The sequence below is a fragment of the Candidatus Poriferisocius sp. genome, from assembly GCF_965208475.1.
Lineage (GTDB): Bacteria > Actinomycetota > Acidimicrobiia > Acidimicrobiales > Bin134 > Poriferisocius.
The window spans coordinates 2,834,696-2,849,397 of sequence record NZ_OZ242338.1; the positions used below are offsets into that span (position 1 = coordinate 2,834,696).

Consider the following 14,702-nt stretch of genomic DNA (forward strand, 5'->3'; position numbering starts at 1 on the left):
GATGGATAGCACCCGAAACCACTTCGGGAAAGACAGAGTTTCGATTCTTGTCTACAGTTATCGAAATTGTTGCGAAATATTCGGCGGCTTCTCGCTGAGATGCCATCTTGTTTCGCTACGTTGTGGCCACCACCGAGACTTTGGAGGTTCAAGTGTTCAAGCGACTTCTAGGGGTGCTCATCGCTCTATCAGTGCTCGTCACCGCCTGCGGGGGCGACTCAGATTCCGACACCACGGATGACGCTCCGGTTGAGCAACCAGCAAGCGAGCCCGACGCCGAACCCGAAACGACAGACGAACCGGCGGAGGATGAGCCTGCCGCCGAACCCGAACCGGCAGAGGACGAGCCCGCCGCCGAACCCGAACCGGCAGAGGACGAGCCCGCCGCCGAACCCGAGGCAACTCCCGAGCCGCTGACGGCCTCATTCAGAGGAGTGACCGAAACGGAGATCCGCATCGGCATGACCTCCCTCGATGCGGAGATGTTCGGATTCGACCAGGGCGACCTCGCTTCCAAATGGCAGGTGGCCGCCGACGCGGTGAACGCGGCCGGCGGGATAAACGGCCGGATGCTGGTCCCCTTCATCGAAGTCTTCGATGTCCTCGGGTCGGTCGGAGCAGACGCGGCCTGCGTGAAGTTCGTCGAGGACGAGATGGTCTTCGCGTTCGTCGGGTGGCTTCGCGAGGACAACGAACTCTGCTACACCGAGCTCAACAACACCATTGCCGTAAACGGCAACGATGTGACCCCGGATGCCATCAGCCGCTCCAATGGGCTGCTCTTCGCCACCGAGGCCACCACGCTGGGCATCGAGGTGAACATGATCGCCGCGGCTGCGGCTGATGGGCTTCTCGAGGGCAAGAGCGTCCACCTCAGCCTATTGGTCACCGAAGAAGCTCTTATCGACCCCCTCGGTGCTGCGCTAGAGGCTGGCGGCGCCTCCATCAGCTCGGTCAGCACGATCACCGCGGTGGACGATGTGCCGGCCGCCGAGGCCAACCACGACGTGATCGTCCAGCGGATCGCCGATGAGAGTCCCGATCTGGTGTACTCGCTTGAGCCTTCGCTAATGGCCGCGGCCCTCATAAGGGCGGGGATCGACATCCCGGTGATGACCAGCGAATCTGACGAAGACATCTTCCTGAACTTGGGCGTGGATCCCAACGACATTCAGATACACGCATTCGCGCCAGCACAGAACCAGACGATCTGGGACCAGGGGAACGACCCCCTGCTCATCGAGTGCGTAGAAAATTACAACAACGCCCAGATCACCGACGAGGATGGCAACGTCGAAATGGTCAACGTGACCGAAGATCCCAGCCAGCCCTTCAACTTGGATCTGGTCGTTAGGGCATGCCAAACGGTCCAGCTATTCGCGGCCATTGCCACCGCGGCTGGCCCCAATCTCACCAACGACACCTTCCTGGAGGCGGCGGCCAACCTCGGGTCCATCGACCTGCCGGGCATGTCTGCGGCTTCCCTCGGCGAGGGCAAGATCGGTGCCGACGACTCGCCGATGATCAAGGTGGTGTGGGATCCCGACGAAGAGGAGTTCGTGCCGGCCGGCTGATGGGAATTGACGTCTTCGAGCAGTTGGTCCCCGTGGGGGGCACCAAGAACCTGCGCGACCTCGGCGGCATTCAAGCCGCCGAGAGCCGCGTGGTTCGCGGAGGGGTTCTCTACCGCTCCGACACGCTGCACGAAGCAGTCGGGGAGGATTTGGCCCGCCTGGATCTGGCCTGCGTGGTCGACTTCCGCAGCGCCGCTGAGGTGGAGCGCCGACCAGACCGGCTCGATGGCCTCGACGTGCGCTGGGTAAATCTGCCCATCGACAACCCCCGAGGCTCTACTGAGCTTCTCGCCGGCCGAGACGAAGATTTGTCGGAGTTCCGGGCAGAGATCATCCATCATTGGCTCAACCGGGACTTCGATGCTGTGCTCAAGCTGACCAACGAGTTGGACCTAGACATCGCGGGCGACCGCGTGAAGCGGTATGTGAGCTTCGCCACCGATTTCGCTTCGGTCTTCGCCGAGTTCTTCGCCGAGGTCGTAGCGGCCTCTGGCCGACCCCTCCTGTACCACTGCGAAGGCGGAACCGATCGGACTGGGGCGGCTACCGCGTTGCTGCTCGGCGTGCTCGGCGTCGAGCGCAAGGCGGTGGTGGAGGACTACCTGGCCACCAACACCGTGATCGCCGCCGAGCTAGAGGAGCTCCGCCGCTTGGCCCCGCCTTCGCTGTGGCCCATACTCGGCGCCCACGAAAGTCAGATCCATGCTTTTCTCGACCACATCGAAAACGAACTAGGCGGCTTGGACTCCTATGCCCGTTCCCACCTCAACCTCACCGACAAGGCCATCGACTTGCTCAGATCGACTTATCTCACCGCGGCGTAGTCAAACTCAAGGACTCCTCAGTGGGTGGCTCGGCGGTGGCGGTGGGCGGCGAGTTGGGCGGCGAGCTCGTCGGGGGGCGTCTTGTTGGCCAGGGCCTCGAACACCAGATCTTGCTGTGATGGGGGCGTGAGGCCGCCGATGGGCACGTCGCGGTCGAGGTTGGTGGGGAAGGCGTAGCCCTCGGCACTGGCCGCCACCGCACAGGCGACGAGGGCGGGGTCGAGCCCCTCCTCCTGGCGGCGCAACAGCGCGGGGTAGACGGCATTGGTGATGCGCTCCCGATCCACGGCCTCGGTGGCCCGGCCCATGGCCGAGGAGATCTGCAACAGATTGGCCATCCGCCGCACGTCGTTGGTGCGGTTATGGCCGCCGGCGTGGAGCACCGCCGGGCTGAAGAACACCAGGTCGCCTTTGTCCAGTTCGATCTGCACGCGGTGCTCGGCGAAATACTCGATCAGCTCGGGGCGCCGCCAAGCCAGGTAGCCGAGCTCATACTTGTGGGAGTGGGGCAACAGCATGGTGGCCCCCGTCTCAGGCGGCATGTGGCAGTGGGCCACCCCCCCTTGAAGGGTCAACAGCGGCGACAGCCGGTGGGTGTGGATCGGATACCGCTCGGCCACCTCATCGGTCATGAAACCCACGTGGTAGTCCCGGTGGGGCATTTGGGCCGAGCCGCCAGGATTGATGGCGTTCACCTGGGCGGTTATCTGATAGCCGGGACCGAGCCAGGCCAGCGAGGCCAGGTCGATCATATCGCAGGCGTGATAGTCGACGAAGGTGTCGGGATCGGCCACGGCCAGCTTTTCCAGGGCGTTCCACAGCCGGTCATTGGCCCCGGGCTTGGCATAGTGGTCGCCCCCGCCGGTTCCGGCCTCGCGCTCTTCGGCAATGATCTGCTCGAATACCTCGGTGGCCCGATCCACCACAGAAGGCTCGATGGCCCCGGTGATCACGATTACCCCCGGCCCGTCGTGAAGCGCCCGGGTCAACTCCCGGCGCACCGCGGCCGCTTCGCCGAGGTCGCCGAGATGACCGCGCAGCTCCTCGGTGCGATACACCAGAGCCCGATCCACCACTGCTTCGGCAATCGGGTACTCGTCCAGCGAAACCTCGACCTCTACAACCGCGCGCAACTTGTCGAGGGCGAACCCCTCCCGGCTGGTAACCACCGCGTCCCCCGCGGTGACTCGGCTGGGATAAAGCGGCGTGGCGGTCATGTTGGGCCCCCTCAGCGCGCTTGGAGGGACTCGAACCCCCGGCCTTCTGATCCGTAGTCAGACGCTCTAATCCAACTGAGCTACAAGCGCGAGCAGCAGCCAGTGTACCCGGCGCCCTGGGCGCGGTCGCTACTGGATTGCCCCGTGGCGTATGAGCCTCACTCAGCCGCAGCCTCGCGGGACTGCGCTACCGCAGTGTCCCCCGAATCTGCCTCCTCGGTAAAGTGGCCATTCACGATGCTCGACCGCCCCAACACCCGATGACCGAATCAGATTTCGACGTTGTCATCATTGGCGCCGGTGCCGCGGGGCTGTACGCCCTCCACCGGGTACGCGGACTCGGCCTGTCGGCCAAGGTCTTCGAGAAGGGGGACGGCGTCGGCGGTACCTGGTACTGGAACCGCTACCCCGGCGCCCGGTGCGACGTGGAGAGCTGGGATTACTGCTACACGTTCTCCGAGGAGCTAGAGCAGGAGTGGGAGTGGACCGAGCGGTTCCCCACCCAGCCGGAGTTGGAGCGCTACTTCAACCACGTCGCCGACCGCTTCGACCTGCGTCGAGACATCGAATTCGACACCCGGGTGGAGCAGGCCCGTTTCGACGACGAGCTGAGCTGCTGGATAGTCCGCACTTCTGAGGGCGAAACGGTTTCGGCTCGGTTCGTCATATCAGCCACCGGCTGCCTCTCGGAGGTGAACATGCCGCGATTCAAGGGGGCCGACACCTTCGAGGGCCAGCAGATCCACACCGCCCGTTGGCCGAAGGGCGGCATGGACGTCACCGGCATGCGGGTCGGCGTGATCGGCACCGGGTCGACCGGCGTGCAGGCCATTCCGCAGCTGGCCAAGCAGGCCGAGCAGCTGTTCGTCTTCCAGCGCACTCCGCAGTTCGCCATCCCGGCCCGCAACCGGCCGCTCGACGACGACAAGCTTGAGGAGCTGAAGCACAACTACCGCGAGCGGTGGGCGCTCAAGCGCGCGAACCCTGTCGGGATGGGGCGTCACCCTCCCGAGGTATCGTCGGCCCTCGAAGTCGATGAGGCGACCCGAACCAGGGTGCTGGAGGACTCGTGGGCCCTCGGCGGGCCGGGCTTCGCCCGGACCTTCGACGACGTGATGACCAACGCCGAGTCGAACCAGCTCACGGCGCAGTTCGTTCGGGACAAGATCAAAGACAAGGTCGACAATCCCGACGTGGCCTACGCCCTCCTGGAGATCGACCACCCCCTGGGCGCCCGGCGGCTCATCGTAGAGATCGACTACTTCGAGACCTACAACCGGCTCAACGTGACGCTGGTGGACGTGGCCACCAACCCCATTACCGAAGTCACGCCCCAGGGTCTGCGAACCGCCGAGGGCTCCTACGACCTCGACCTGATCGTGTATGCCACCGGATTCGACGGCATGACCGGCGCCCTGCTGGCCATGGACATCCAAGGGGTTGGAGGCCTGGCCCTTCGCGACAAATGGGCCAATGGGGCCGGCGCCTATCTCGGCCTGGTGGCGTCCGGATTCCCCAACCTGTTCATGATCACCGGCCCCGGCAGCCCGGCGGTTTTCAGCAACGTGATCTTCTCCATCGAACAGCACGTCGACTGGATCACCGGCTGCCTGGCCCACATGCTCGACCACGGTCTAGACCGCATCGACTCCGATCCCCGGGCCGAGGCCGAATGGACCCGGCAAGTCCAGGAGATCGCCGCCCAGAGCATCGTCGGCAAAACCGATTCGTGGTGGACCGGAGCCAACATCGCCGGCAAGCCGAAAGGCGTCACCTTCTACCTCGGCGGCACCCACACCTACGCCGCCGTCTGCGACCAGATCGCCGCCAAAGGCTACGAGGGTTTTACCTTCCGGGCGGCCAACAGACCCGCGCGCTCCTGAAGAACCTTCGGGCTAGTCAGCGTTCACCACCTGGTGAATAGGTGCATGAATCTTTCATGCTAGAATCATGCTATGGCTAATCTTCAGGTTAGGAATGTGCCTGATGTCCTCCACGAGCGGTTGCGCCAGCACGCCCTGGAGAGGAATTGCACCATGAGCGCGGCGGTGCTCGACGCTATTGAGCGGGAGCTTGCCCGGTGGGAGTGGAGCAAGCATTTATCGACTCGGCCGACCACTGACCTCGGGATTGAGGTTGCCTCCCTAATCGCCGAAGTGCGGGCATCTCGCGATTCAGAGCTTGAATGACCGGCTACGTAGTCGACGCCTCAGTAGCGGTCGAATACCTATTGCGAACGCCGCTGGGGATCACGCTTGCTGACACCGTCGAAAAAGCATCATTGGCTGCCCCCGAGCTGCTCGACCCAGAAGTGATGTCGGCGCTGCGCCGCGCCGTTCTCACCGGACGACTTGAGGAAGCAAGGGCCGTGATGGCTCTGAGCGATCTGGCCATCTGGCCTATCGATCGCATCTCCCATCGAGTGCTCGCCATGTCGGCCTGGCAGCACTACGCCAATGTCAGCGCCTACGACGCCTTTTATATCGCAGCCGCCCGAGCCATGGGGGTACCGCTGTTGACCGCAGATGGCCGGCTAGCGAGATCAACCGGCCTCGACATCACTATCCACCACATACGAATGAGCTGAGCCGCCGGATCAAAGGGAGCAACCATGGCGGTGATGCCACGATCGCGGGTGTATGCAAAAGTGTTAGCATACTTGCATGCAAAGTACCAGTGTGCGCATCGATGTGGCGACCCATCAGGAGCTGAAGAAGCTTGCCGCATCCCTAGGCGCAACGGTGGGCGACACGGTTGCGCTGGCGGTGCGACGACTACGGCAAGACGAGATCGGAGCTGAGCTGGCGGATCAACTCACTGACGAAGAAACGGGTTGGCTCGATGCTGACCTCGGGTGACGTTGTCGAACTGGATCTCGGATTTCCCTTTGGCCGCGAGGCGGGGTTTCGCCACCCCGCAGTCGTAGTGACAGCCCAAAGAGTGCTCGACGCCAGGCCCAGCGTGGTTCAAGTGGTGCCACTGACTTCGCAACTTCGAGGATTTGCCTCGGAGGTGGAGCTAGAGGCCGATCCGCAGAACGGGTTGGATCGCGCCTCGGCCGCCCAGTGCCAGCACGTCCGCGCCGTCGCGGCAAGCCGAATCGAGGGCGCAAGGGGCAACATCGGAGGGACAGCGCTCACCCAAATCCGCGAAGTCCTGGGACTGATCCTCGATGTCCCGGGTTGATTGGGCGATCACGTAGCGACCATTGATGGCCTCTGGCAGCCTCCCAGAAATTGTCTGAGAAATGACGCATTCGTTCCCCGCTGACGAGCGTCGGCCACATCCAATGGCCACCGCATCGCTATGGCGGAAGGTATGGGATTCGAACCCATGGTGACCCGGAGGCCACAACGGCTTTCGAGGCCGCCCCATTCGTCCGCTCTGGCAACCTTCCGCTCATCAGGATAGTGGGCTGCGCCGGCGTACTCCCAGCCCATAACCTGACCTCGTGACCGATGACCGCCAGTTCATGGATCTGGCCTTGGCCGAGGCCCGGCGGGCGTTGGAGCGCGGTGAGGTGCCCATCGGCGCGGTGGTGGCCATCGACGGCGCGGTGGTGGCCGCTCGCCACAACGAGCGGGAATCCACCAACGATCCCACCGCCCACGCTGAGATTCTGGCCCTGCGGGACGCGGCGGCAACTCGGGGCTCATCCCGGCTCGACGGGGCGGCGCTGGTGACCACGCTGGAACCGTGCCCGATGTGCGCGGGCGCCGCAGTGATGGCCCGGGTGGCCCGGGTGGTGTTCGCCGCTGAAGACCCCAAGGCCGGGGCGTGCGGCACGCTCTACAACCTCGGCGCCGACCCACGTCTCAACCACAGCTTCGAGGTGGTGGCCGGGGTGGGGCGTGACGAGTCCGCCACCCTGCTCAGAGACTTCTTCGCCGCCCGCCGCTGAGGGATTGCATTTGCCCTGCGAAGGTTCAATAACTAGAGCCGAGGCATCTCGATTCAGGAGTACGCTAGAACTGTGAACCGGATCACAGTGAATCCCAATCAGATGGGCGGAGTTCCCTGCATTCGAGGCCTCCGCATTCCGGTCGCGACCGTCGTCAACATGATCGCTGACGGCCTAACCCCCAGCGATATCATTGCCGAACTCCCGCCACTTGAACTCGAAGACGTGAGCGCGGCACTGAGGTTTGCTGCCGACACCGTCTCTGATCGCGAAATTCCCCTGCAAACCACCGCGTGAAGTTTCTGATTGATCAGAACCGTTCTCCTCAGCTGGCTGAGTTGCTCCGCGATGCCGGACACGACGCAGTTCATACCTCTGAATTGGAACTAGAACGCGCTGAGGACAGCGAGTTGCTCGCACTTGCCGCCGATCAAGGGCGCGTTGTGGTTTCAGGTGACACCGACTTCGGAGCCTTGCTAGCCATGCTGCGAGCTAGCCAGCCGTCCGTGATCCTTTTTCGGGCTCGACATATGCCACGAGCCGAAAACCAAGCTGCGATCATCCTGGATCATTTGGATGACATCGCCAACGACCTTGAAGAGGGCGCTGTCTTGGTGATTACCGATGACCGAATTCGGGTGCGGCACTTGCCCCTGATCAGCGACGACTAGGGCGGCGGCTCTTGCGCTTGCGGGGCCAGAAGAGCCAGGCGGCTAGGGCAACGGCTACGGGAATGATCACGACCAGCGCCAGGGTGCTGCCGCTGATGCCGCCTTCACCGCCCGAGCCTTCGGCGGCGGATTCGGGAAGCCACTCGGGTGGGGTGGCGGCCGGGTCGTAGGTGAAATCGAACTCCTCGGTAGCCCAATCCCCATCGCTTTGGTCGAGCAACTCCCAAATCACCGTGTACCGGCCAGGCTCGGTTAGCGGGTCGAAGCGGCCCCGCACCAGGTGGCCGTCCACCGTTGACGCCGTGAGAATACGGGTGCCGTCGGGATATTGCAGCGCCGCTCCATTGAGGTCGTGGGGCTGGATGGGCTCTCGGAACTCCATCTCCACCCGGTCGACCGTTCCACCCACCACTTGACCGGGCTTCGGGGCCGACCGGCGCATCTCGGCGTGGGCGGCGGCGGTGTTGCTGAACACCGCCAGCAGCGAGAGCAAAAGGGCGAGCACTATGGCAATCGCCACCACCATGGCCACGATCTTTCGGGTCTGGACCCTCACGCCGCAACCCTATGCCGCTTCTTGGGCCTCCAAACAGCCGACTGTCATACCTGCGGCGTATCGTGCAGGAAGTGCATGCGATGGGCGGCGCCCACGGCGCCATCGGCCACGATCCCTCCGGGGTCAAAGGCAAGCAGATAGCCGGGCAGACGATTCGCCGGGTGGCCGGTTTTGCGCGGCCCTATCGGAACATGCTCATCGGGTTCGTTGTGGTGCTGTTGTTGGGGGCGCTGCTGTCGCTGGTGCCGCCACTTTTGTTCCGCCAGATCATCGACGACGCAATCGCCAATAGCGACCGGGGCCAGGTGAACCTGCTGGCCGCCATCATCGTGTTGGCCGCATTCGGGGAAGCGGCCCTCGCTTTCATCGAGCGCTATTGGTCGTCTCGCATCGGCGAGGGGCTGATCTACGACCTGCGGGTGGGGCTCTACGACCACGTGCAGCGCATGCCGATGGCGTTCTTCACCCGGGTGCAGACGGGCTCGCTCATCAGCCGGATGAACAACGACGTGATCGGCGCCCAGCGGGCGTTCACCGGCACGCTGGGGTCGGTGGTGTCCAACACCATCGTGCTGGCCACCACACTGGTGGCCATGTTCTTGCTGGAGTGGCGGCTCACGCTGATGGCTCTGGCCCTGCTGCCGGTGTTCATCCTGCCCACCAAGCGGGTGGGCCGGAGGCTTCAGGCCCTCACCCGGGAGTCCATGGAGCACAACGCCTCTATGAACACGGTGATGACCGAGCGGCTGAACGTGTCGGGGGCGATGCTGGTGAAGCTGTTCGGGCGCCACAACCAGGAGCGAGACGGGTTCGGGGCCACTGCCGGGCGAGTGCGAGACATCGGTGTGCGCAGCGCCATGTATGGGCGGGCGTTCTTCATTGCGCTGAGCCTGGTGGGGGCGGTGGGGGCCGCGGTCCTTTACTGGGTGGGAGGCCACCTGGTGATCTCTGGGACGATCACGGTGGGGACGCTGGCGGCCATGGGGCTGATGGTGGTGCGGATCTACATGCCGCTCACCAGCCTGACCAACGCCCGGGTGGACGTGATGACCGCACTGGTTTCGTTCGAGCGGGTGTTCGAGGTGCTGGACACGCCCAACCCCATCGCCGACCGGCCCGATGCCCCGAAGCTGCAAAATCCCAAGGGGCGGATCGAGCTCGCCGACGTGACCTTCACCTATCCGCCCAGTGACGACCGGTTGGCCTCGCTGCAAGCCAACGCCGCCGCGCCGGAGGCCACCGGCAGCCCGGTGCTGCGCAACGTGTCGGCGGAGATCGAGCCGGGCCAATTGGTGGCGCTGGTGGGGCCGTCGGGAGCGGGCAAGACCACTCTGGTGGCGCTGTTGAACCGGCTCTACGACGTGGACAGCGGGGCAGTGCTGATCGACGGCACCGACGTGCGGGACGTCACCCAGGAGTCGCTGCGGGCCTCGGTGGGAGTGGTGCCCCAAGACCCGCACCTGTTCCATGAGACGGTGGCCGACAACCTTCTCTATGTCCGGCCCGGCGCGACCCAAGCCGAGATGGAGGCCGCCTGCCGTTCGGCCCACATCCACGACCTGATCGCCTCGCTGCCCGAGGGCTACAACACCTTGGTGGGCGAGCGGGGCTACCGATTGTCGGGGGGCGAGAAGCAACGGGTGGCCATCGCCCGGGTGCTGCTCAAAGACCCGGCCATCGTGGTGCTGGACGAGGCCACCAGCCACCTCGACAGCGAGAACGAGGCGCTGGTGCAGCAGGCGCTGGGCATCGCGCTCCAGGGAAGGACCGCAGTGGTGATCGCCCACCGGCTCTCTACCGTGACCAATGCGGATCAGATCCTGGTGCTCAACCAGGGGGAGCTGGTGGAGTCGGGCCGCCATGGCGATCTGCTGGCCGCCGGGGGGCTGTACGCCGAGCTCTACCGCACGCTGGTGCGAAACGAACGGCAGTCGCCGGCGAAGAGCGCGCTGTGAGCCTGTTCGACTCGGCTGCGGCGAGGGCCGCTGGCGAACCAATGACGTTCACCGTGGCCGAGCTGGCCAACCGGATCAAACAGGTGTTGGGCGACGCCTTCGGCGATGAGCTGTGGGTGGAGGGTGAGATCCGCAACCTGAGCCGAGCCCGCAGCGGCCACATGTACTTCGACTTGGTGGAGCCCGACCCCGACAACGGCTCCGGCAAACAGCCCGAGGCGTTGATTTCGGTGGCGCTGTTCCGGTTCAACCGGGAGAGGGTGGAAGAGACGCTGCGCCGCCAGGGCGGCATGGCCATGGAAGACGGTATGAAGGTCCGCATCCAGGGGAAATTGGATTTCTGGCCCCCCGGTGGACGGCTCCAGCTTTACATGTCGGATATCGACCCCAACTTCACTCTGGGCGAGTTGGAGGCCGAGCGGCTGCGACTGTTGGAGAAGCTGAGCGGCGAGGGTCTGTTGACCAAGAACCAGGCCGTGCCCTTTCCGGTGGCCCCGCTGCGGATCGGGCTGGTCACCTCGAACGGGAGCGCCGCCCACCACGACTTCCACAATGAGTTGGTTGCCAGCGGCCTGGCCTGGGAGGTGGTGCTGGCCGACACTCCGGTGCAGGGGGTGGACGCGCCTCCGCTCATCGCCGCGGCCATTGGGGCGGTGGGCCGGGCCGGAGTGGATGTGATCGCGGTGGTGCGCGGCGGCGGGGCCCGCACCGATTTGGTGGCCTTCGACAGCGAGGTCGTGGCCCGGGCCGCAGCCAACGCCCCGGTGCCGGTGGTCACCGGGGTGGGCCACGAGATCGACCGGTCCATCGTCGACGAGGTGGCCCACGAGGCCCAGAAGACGCCCACCGCGGCCGCGGTATTCATCGTGACGGTGGCGCGGGCTCACCTAGAAGCAGCCGAGCAGGCGTGGGGAGGAGTCTCTGCGTGGGCCCTGCGGCGGTTGGGCGACGCCGATCAGCGGCTAATGGTGGTGAGCCAGACCACCGCCCGAGCCGCCGACAGCCACCTGCTCCGCGCGGGCAGCCGGCTTCAGAGCCGAGCCGGGCGAATCAGGGAGTTGGCCGAGACTCGGACCCGGGGCGAGACCCGGCGGGTAGACGGCTGTGCGGGGGCCATGCGCTACCGGGCATCGGCGGCCATTGCCGACGAGCGGCGCACGCTGGAACAGATGAACTCGACAATGGCGAGCCAGGCCCAGCGAGCCCCCAGAGCTGCCACCAAGGAACTGACCAACCTGGAGGGCCGAGTTCGCCTGCTCGATCCTCGGGCAATCTTGGCCCGTGGTTGGTCGATAACCCGCCATGGCGGCAAAGTGGTCCGCGATCCGGCAAAGTTGGGCGCGGGCGATGAACTTGCGACCACCCTGGCCGAGGGCGACCTTCACAGCACGGTGAACGAGAACCAATGAGGAGCACAACACGATGAGCACACCAGAGATCGGCTATGCCGACGCGTTGAGCGAACTCCAGCAGATTCTGAGCGAGCTGGAGGCCGAAGACATCGACATCGACGTACTGGCCACCAAGGTCGAGCGGGCCGCGGAACTGATCCGGGTGTGCCGGGGGCGGATCAACGACGCCGAGGTGCGGGTCAAAGAGATCGTGGCCGGCCTAGACCACCAAGAAGATGAGCCCTCCCCTTCCAACAAAGAAGACGACTGGGACGATTTGTTGGACGATGAGTAGTACAGCGGTCCGGGTGACTGGAACCATTTTCCAGTCACTTGCCATCGCGGGGAGCAAGTCTTGCCCATAGAGAGCCTCGAGACGGTCGACGCCTTCATCGTGTTCGACTTGGCCAACGCGCCTGAGGCGGTGGGCATCGTCCGGTCGGCCCGCAAGATCCTGCCCAGCGGGGCTGGCGACCTGGCCCGGTCTATGACTTACGCCCTCGCCACCTTCGAGATGCGCCGCAGCGGGGCCTCAGCGGGGATCAACGCCCTAGATGAAGACCGGGCCGACGCGGTGGCCAAGTTCACCTCCGAGATCTCCCCGATGGTGGCCTCCGGCCGCTTTCTGCCCGAGCCGGGAACCCGGGTGCCTCGGGCCGCGCTGGCATCATTGGCCGAAGCCGACTCCCGCGCCGCGGTGGGCGATGTGGCCGATCAGGCTGTCGTCGCCGGAGTGGTGGCCGCGGCAGCCACCGCCGCCGGCGGTTTGGACGGGCGCACCGTGGCCATCGAGGGCTTCAACGGCACCGGCCCCGCGCTGGCCGCCGCAGTGGCCGAGCAGGGCGCCAAGGTAGTGGCGGTGACTTCCGGTCCCCGGGGCGCTATCGACCGGGGTGGTTTTCCTGCTGGATCCCTGAGCACGCCGGGAAGCATCCCCAACCGCGACAAGACCGCAAACGAGGCCCTGGCCGAACCAGTCGACGTGCTGTTCGCCGGGTCCAAGATGGGCGCCGTCAATCACACGATGGCCGGCCAACTCAGCGTGGGCGCCGTGGTGCCCCATGCCCCAATCCCGGTGACCGCCCGAGCCTTGGCCATTCTCGGTCGAGCAGGCACCACAGTGGTCCCCGACTTCATCTCCACCGCTGGCGCCCTGTTCGCCTGGTGGCCCACCGGCGAATTCTCCCCCGAGGCCATCGCTGGCGATGCCGCCGCCAAGATCGCCGCCTCCTTAGAGGAAATCAGCGCCCACCCCGACGGCCTCTTCCTCGCCGCCGCCCAAAGAGCCGAGACATTCCTGGCCACCTGGCAAGACCCCCTCCCGTTCGGCCGCCCCCTGGCGCCGTAGGGCCGCGGCGGCTAGCCGCTGCGGGGGACTTGGTTGAAGGGGAGGTCGCGGTCGACCGCGGGTTCGCGGGGCATGCCCAGAATGCGCTCGCTGATGATGTTGCGGGCCATCTCGGTGGTGCCGCCGCCTATGCAGGCCTGCTGGCGCTGCACAAACTCCACTCCGAAGACGCCGGTGGGCTCGCCCTGGTTCCACACCAGGGCCTGGTCACCGCGCAGCTCCATGGCCACCGTCTGGCGCTCGGTTCGCGACAGGCCGTGGAACAGGCGCACCAGAGATCCGGCCGGGGCCGGGAAGTAGCCGCTTTCAATGCCCTTCACCACTCGATCCGACAGCAGAGCCTCGAGTTGGCTGAACGTCTCCATGCGTCCTAGCCGCTGACGGTGGCTACCCATGTCGGCACCCCCATGTTGCCGGGCTATTGCAGCAAGGTCCTCGATTCCGTCGGCGGTCCGGTTCCGGTTGCGGCCCTGGGTGTAGGGGGAGGCGTTGCCCACCGCGGCCCGCTCGTGAAACAGCAAGCGGCTGGCCACCGTCCAGCCGTCATCCACCGCGCCGACCACGTTGTCGGCGGAAATGATTACGTCGTTGAAGTACTCCTGGCAGAACTCCTCGGTGCGGTCCACCATCTGGATGGGGTGGATCTCGATGCCGGGATGGTGGATGGGCACGATGAACATGGTCAGCCCCCGGTGCTTGGGCACCTCCCAGTTGGTCCGGGCCAGCATGAGGGCGTAGTCGGAGCGCTGGGCGAACGTGCTCCAGATCTTGGAACCGTTTATCACGAACTCATCGCCGTCCCGGTCGGCCCGGGTCAGGGCGCCGGCCATGTCGGAGCCGCCGCTGGGCTCGGACATGAACTGCACCCACAGCTCGTCGCCCCGAATCCACCCCGGGATGTAGCGCTGCTTCTGCTCCTCGGTGCCGAACTCCAAGATCACCGGACCACAGATCGACATCGTGGGAATGCTGAACAGAATCGGCATGTCGAAATCCATGCTGACGTCGTTGACGATCCGCTGATGGGCAATGGTCAGGCTCCGGCCGCCGTATTCCTTGGGGTAGCACACCGCGGCGTACCCTCCGTCGGAGAGGCGTCGCTGGAGTTCCCGGTTGCGGGAGCACTTCTCGTCATCGTCACGGGTGGGGTGCCAGGGATTCACGGGGTCGCGCCGAGGCATGTTCTCGTTCATCCACGTCTCAGCCTGCTCCCGGTAATCGGCTAGCTCGGCGGGATCGGTTTCGGCGTATATGAAGTCGTCCAT

General features: G+C 65.1%; 17 protein-coding genes and 2 tRNA genes. 14 read left to right on the plus strand and 5 right to left on the minus strand.

Annotated elements, in window-relative coordinates; genetic code table 11:
- Positions 1-107 precede the first annotated feature (107 nt).
- A complete protein-coding gene (locus tag ACOGXA_RS13180; protein ID WP_419924324.1) occupies positions 108-1,574 on the plus strand; it encodes a hypothetical protein in 1,467 nt (488 codons plus the stop codon).
- Entirely contained in the window at positions 1,574-2,398 is an 825-nt protein-coding gene (locus ACOGXA_RS13185) for a tyrosine-protein phosphatase (protein ID WP_419924325.1), read from the plus strand. Before ACOGXA_RS13180 ends, ACOGXA_RS13185 begins: the two co-directional genes overlap by 1 nt.
- A gap of 17 nt (positions 2,399-2,415) precedes the next feature.
- Here ACOGXA_RS13185 and ACOGXA_RS13190 read toward each other — a convergent pair whose 3' ends face one another.
- Positions 2,416-3,615, minus strand: a complete 1,200-nt coding sequence (locus tag ACOGXA_RS13190) for a phytanoyl-CoA dioxygenase family protein (RefSeq protein WP_419924326.1) — start codon at positions 3,613-3,615, stop codon at positions 2,416-2,418.
- Positions 3,616-3,630: 15 nt separating this feature from the next.
- Positions 3,631-3,705 (minus strand) — tRNA-Arg (locus tag ACOGXA_RS13195).
- A 170-nt stretch (positions 3,706-3,875) separates the two neighbouring features.
- On the opposite strand from ACOGXA_RS13195, the gene ACOGXA_RS13200 reads away from it, so the two are divergent.
- The 5 genes from ACOGXA_RS13200 (at position 3,876) to ACOGXA_RS13220 (ending at position 6,801) form a co-directional block, all read left to right on the plus strand.
- The gene (locus ACOGXA_RS13200; RefSeq protein ID WP_419924327.1) at positions 3,876-5,498 is read left to right on the plus strand and encodes a flavin-containing monooxygenase; all 1,623 of its coding nucleotides are present in this window, start codon (positions 3,876-3,878) and stop codon (positions 5,496-5,498) included.
- A gap of 72 nt (positions 5,499-5,570) precedes the next feature.
- The gene (locus ACOGXA_RS13205; RefSeq protein ID WP_419924328.1) at positions 5,571-5,804 is read left to right on the plus strand and encodes a FitA-like ribbon-helix-helix domain-containing protein; all 234 of its coding nucleotides are present in this window, start codon (positions 5,571-5,573) and stop codon (positions 5,802-5,804) included.
- Positions 5,801-6,202, plus strand: coding sequence for a type II toxin-antitoxin system VapC family toxin (locus ACOGXA_RS13210; protein WP_419924329.1), 402 nt, complete (start codon positions 5,801-5,803; stop codon positions 6,200-6,202). The genes ACOGXA_RS13205 and ACOGXA_RS13210 overlap by 4 nt, the downstream gene beginning before the upstream one ends.
- Positions 6,203-6,278: 76 nt before the next feature.
- On the plus strand, positions 6,279-6,473 hold the full coding sequence (locus tag ACOGXA_RS13215; RefSeq protein WP_419924330.1) for a hypothetical protein: 195 nt from the start codon (positions 6,279-6,281) through the stop codon (positions 6,471-6,473).
- Positions 6,457-6,801, plus strand: a complete 345-nt coding sequence (locus ACOGXA_RS13220) for a type II toxin-antitoxin system PemK/MazF family toxin (RefSeq protein ID WP_419924331.1) — start codon at positions 6,457-6,459, stop codon at positions 6,799-6,801. The genes ACOGXA_RS13215 and ACOGXA_RS13220 overlap by 17 nt, the downstream gene beginning before the upstream one ends.
- Before the next feature lie 121 nt (positions 6,802-6,922).
- Here ACOGXA_RS13220 and ACOGXA_RS13225 read toward each other — a convergent pair.
- Positions 6,923-7,012 (minus strand) — tRNA-Ser (locus ACOGXA_RS13225).
- Between the two features lie 54 nt (positions 7,013-7,066).
- Here ACOGXA_RS13225 and ACOGXA_RS13230 point away from each other — a divergent pair.
- The 3 genes from ACOGXA_RS13230 (at position 7,067) to ACOGXA_RS13240 (ending at position 8,187) form a co-directional block, all read left to right on the plus strand.
- The gene (locus tag ACOGXA_RS13230; protein WP_419924332.1) at positions 7,067-7,516 is read left to right on the plus strand and encodes a nucleoside deaminase; all 450 of its coding nucleotides are present in this window, start codon (positions 7,067-7,069) and stop codon (positions 7,514-7,516) included.
- Between the two features lie 72 nt (positions 7,517-7,588).
- Complete coding sequence (locus ACOGXA_RS13235) at positions 7,589-7,813, plus strand: DUF433 domain-containing protein (RefSeq protein WP_419924333.1); 225 nt, start codon at positions 7,589-7,591, stop codon at positions 7,811-7,813.
- The gene (locus ACOGXA_RS13240; RefSeq protein WP_419924334.1) at positions 7,810-8,187 is read left to right on the plus strand and encodes a DUF5615 family PIN-like protein; all 378 of its coding nucleotides are present in this window, start codon (positions 7,810-7,812) and stop codon (positions 8,185-8,187) included. Before ACOGXA_RS13235 ends, ACOGXA_RS13240 begins: the two co-directional genes overlap by 4 nt.
- On the opposite strand, the gene ACOGXA_RS13245 is transcribed toward ACOGXA_RS13240, so the two are convergent.
- A complete protein-coding gene (locus ACOGXA_RS13245; protein ID WP_419924335.1) occupies positions 8,174-8,743 on the minus strand; it encodes a copper resistance CopC family protein in 570 nt (189 codons plus the stop codon). The genes ACOGXA_RS13240 and ACOGXA_RS13245 overlap by 14 nt on opposite strands.
- Positions 8,744-8,805: 62 nt before the next feature.
- Between ACOGXA_RS13245 and ACOGXA_RS13250 the strand changes: the two genes are divergently transcribed.
- From ACOGXA_RS13250 to ACOGXA_RS13265, 4 genes are read left to right on the plus strand one after another with little or no spacing between them, the layout of a single operon-like run.
- Positions 8,806-10,698, plus strand: a complete 1,893-nt coding sequence (locus tag ACOGXA_RS13250) for an ABC transporter ATP-binding protein (protein ID WP_419924336.1) — start codon at positions 8,806-8,808, stop codon at positions 10,696-10,698.
- Positions 10,695-12,107: an exodeoxyribonuclease VII large subunit gene (xseA, locus tag ACOGXA_RS13255; RefSeq protein ID WP_419924337.1), complete on the plus strand. Its 1,413-nt coding sequence runs from the start codon at positions 10,695-10,697 to the stop codon at positions 12,105-12,107. Before ACOGXA_RS13250 ends, xseA begins: the two co-directional genes overlap by 4 nt.
- Before the next feature lie 13 nt (positions 12,108-12,120).
- Positions 12,121-12,384: an exodeoxyribonuclease VII small subunit gene (xseB, locus tag ACOGXA_RS13260; protein WP_419924338.1), complete on the plus strand. Its 264-nt coding sequence runs from the start codon at positions 12,121-12,123 to the stop codon at positions 12,382-12,384.
- Between the two features lie 60 nt (positions 12,385-12,444).
- Positions 12,445-13,437 carry a hypothetical protein gene (locus ACOGXA_RS13265; RefSeq protein ID WP_419924339.1) on the plus strand — a complete coding sequence of 331 codons (993 nt, stop codon included), beginning with the start codon at positions 12,445-12,447 and terminating at the stop codon, positions 13,435-13,437.
- Between the two features lie 11 nt (positions 13,438-13,448).
- Here the strand turns inward: ACOGXA_RS13265 and ACOGXA_RS13270 are convergent, their stop codons facing one another.
- Positions 13,449-14,702: an acyl-CoA dehydrogenase family protein gene (locus ACOGXA_RS13270; RefSeq protein ID WP_419924340.1), complete on the minus strand. Its 1,254-nt coding sequence runs from the start codon at positions 14,700-14,702 to the stop codon at positions 13,449-13,451.

Excerpts from the sequence above, each read along its gene's own strand:
- ACOGXA_RS13190 (WP_419924326.1), bottom strand. The coding sequence starts at position 3,615 with ATGACCGCCACGCCGCTTTATCCCAGCCGAGTCACCGCGGGGGACGCG.
- ACOGXA_RS13200 (WP_419924327.1), top strand. The coding sequence starts at position 3,876 with ATGACCGAATCAGATTTCGACGTTGTCATCATTGGCGCCGGTGCCGCG.
- ACOGXA_RS13270 (WP_419924340.1), bottom strand. The coding sequence starts at position 14,702 with ATGGACGACTTCATATACGCCGAAACCGATCCCGCCGAGCTAGCCGAT.
- ACOGXA_RS13185 (WP_419924325.1), top strand. The coding sequence starts at position 1,574 with ATGGGAATTGACGTCTTCGAGCAGTTGGTCCCCGTGGGGGGCACCAAG.
- ACOGXA_RS13205 (WP_419924328.1), top strand. The coding sequence starts at position 5,571 with ATGGCTAATCTTCAGGTTAGGAATGTGCCTGATGTCCTCCACGAGCGG.
- ACOGXA_RS13220 (WP_419924331.1), top strand. The coding sequence starts at position 6,457 with ATGCTGACCTCGGGTGACGTTGTCGAACTGGATCTCGGATTTCCCTTT.
- ACOGXA_RS13210 (WP_419924329.1), top strand. The coding sequence starts at position 5,801 with ATGACCGGCTACGTAGTCGACGCCTCAGTAGCGGTCGAATACCTATTG.
- ACOGXA_RS13215 (WP_419924330.1), top strand. The coding sequence starts at position 6,279 with ATGCAAAGTACCAGTGTGCGCATCGATGTGGCGACCCATCAGGAGCTG.
- xseB (WP_419924338.1), top strand. The coding sequence starts at position 12,121 with ATGAGCACACCAGAGATCGGCTATGCCGACGCGTTGAGCGAACTCCAG.